Below are 2,431 nucleotides of genomic sequence, written 5' to 3'. Positions count from 1 at the left end.
GTTGTCGAAGTTGGAACTAAGAAAGTAGTAGCCCCAGTTGTAACGACTAAGGAAGAAACGAAGACAGAAGATGTTGCCTTCCAAACTAAGGAAGTCACAAATCCAGATCTTCCAGAAGGAAGTCGTCAAGTGAAGACAGCTGGTAAGAAGGGTGTTCGCACCATTGTTTATACAGTGACTTACACAGACGGCGTTGAAACAGGTCGAGTTGAGAAATCAAGCACAATCACCACTCCAGCAGTAGATGAGATTGTTGAAGTTGGAACTAAGAAAGTAACTCCTACAACAACCAACGGTGATAAGAATGATACTGCAATAACAGGGAACCAAGCTGAAAGCACTAAGAAAGAAGAAACTGCAAGCCAAGATAAGAAAGTTCTACCAAGCACAGGTACAGCTTCTACCAGTCTTCTTTCAATGATTGGTTTATTTATCGCCGGTCTAGTAGGCTTTGTCGTTCGTAAGAAGGACTAAGGCTCTCTAATATACAAAAGTATCTTTTGTACGAGAAATACTAAAAAGAACCCAGAATTTATTCTTGGGTTCTTTCTTTATAAAAAATTAAATATATTAATGTTTATGTGTGGCTTGAGTACGTTATGAAACTCATAGAGTGATAATAGGATTAACTATAAAACAGTTATTCACATGGTGTAAACGCCTTTTCTAAAATTTTTATATTTTAATTATTCTCACCAAAAATTGACAATCTGGAAATACAAAATAATAAATTTTTATCTATAATCTACTTTTAATTGCCCTTTTTTTGTGTTAAAATGAGATGAATATTTCTTTTGAAATGATTAAACAATCATTTTTAGTTTTGGAGGTACATTATGAAATGGAAATATCGCATGAGAATGCCTTTTTCTACTATTTTCAGTAGAAAAAAACAGGCTTTTCTCGGACTAGTCGTTTTACTTTTTTCTATTTTTCTTATTCCGCTTCAATCTTATGCGGCTTTAGAAGAAATAAAAAACGGAACGGATATCTCAACCTTGGATATTCGTAAGTTTAATTTGAACATCAACAATTTTAGTGTTTTATCTAAATCACAGGCTGTTGATCAGTTTCATTTATCGAATCCCCACTATGAATATCTCTGGGGTGGTGCCTATCCAGGCGAGATGGAGAACTTTACTCTTAAAGTAGATAAAAGTAAAAAACAGGATCAAGTTTTTGAAAATCCTCTTTCTCTAAAATTCACAAATATTGGGACAGTTAATGGTAAGCAAGTAGATGCTTACTTAAAATTCAATAAGGTAACTCTTCACTATCTAAACACTGCTCAGGCAGAATCTGAGATGAATAGTGCTCAAAAATCTACTGTTGAATTTTTCTCTATTTCAGAATTGTGGGAAAATAATGCTTTTGAAATTGGGAATGTTCCCTATGTAGATGCAGCTCATGACTACATTATGAATAAGGCTTTTTGGCTTGATGCGGATGTAACAGCAGAGTTGCGTTATGCAGATGGTTCCGAGACAGATTTGAAGTTGGTTATGAAGCCAACAGACATCGATGCAATGGATGCCAACAACTTGAAGGAAACCTTCTATGTTAAGGATTATCAAAATGATGTTAATCTTCGTTTGATGAATAATGCCAATGTCTTAAGACAGGAAGATCAAGGAGATCGAACTGCTTGGGTAGCAACTCAGATTACAAGCGGTAGCTATTCTGAGAACAATATCTCTGGTTTTGCCCTTCGATCAAATAGTAATAGTATGAATTTTGGTTACTCATCAACAGAGGTTGCTTCGGCCGTCTTTGGTCTTTATATTGAAAAAATTGATCCGAGCCCTGTTCTAGCAGTGGATCCTACAGAGATTCCAGCTAAGGAAGGACAAGATGTAACCTATAAAGCTACGTTTAAAGTTCCGGTTCCAGGTAAGGACATTTTAGCAACGCCTTCATCTATCGAAATGGTTCAGAAATTTGATGAGCGCCTTAATTATCAAGGACTTAAAGTGGAATCAGGTGGAGTGACTTTACAGGAAGGGCGTGATTATACTATTGAAAAGAATGGTCAAACTGTTACTGTTAAAATGACACCTGAATACATAAAAGCAAATTCTTCTGCTGAAATTATTGTAACTTATAATACTACTACAAACAAAAAAGTAGAAGAAAAAGGTTCTGGAAAGATTGACAATACTGTAACATTGCATGTTGATAATTTATCAGCTCCTTCTAATCAGGTAAGCACGGCCCTCCTTTATGAAAAACATCATGAGTTTGTGAGTGGAACCCCAGGCAAAGAACTTCCACAAGAAGTGAAAGACCTGCTTCCAGCAACAGAAAAGAACTTGTCTAATGGTACTCAAGTAACGCCAACACAACCAAGCCAAACAGAAGTGAAGACGGCAGAGGGTACATGGAGCTTTAAGTCTTATGACAAGGCATCAGAAACCATCAATGGAGCGGATGC

General features: G+C 36.3%; 2 protein-coding genes. Both read left to right on the top strand.

The features are described from left to right. The coding region (locus tag GMD1S_RS11560) for a G5 domain-containing protein (RefSeq protein ID WP_000325871.1) at positions 1-474 on the top strand (474 nt) is incomplete at its 5' end. A 362-nt stretch (positions 475-836) separates the two neighbouring features. After that, a partial coding sequence (locus tag GMD1S_RS07190) for an isopeptide-forming domain-containing fimbrial protein (protein ID WP_000871435.1) occupies positions 837-2,431 on the top strand: 1,595 nt, incomplete at its 3' end.

The organism is Streptococcus sp. GMD1S, from assembly GCF_000296875.1.
GTDB lineage: Bacteria > Bacillota > Bacilli > Lactobacillales > Streptococcaceae > Streptococcus.
The sequence above is the reverse complement of the archived record's forward strand: the minus strand, read 5'-3'. Positions and strand labels throughout refer to the sequence as shown.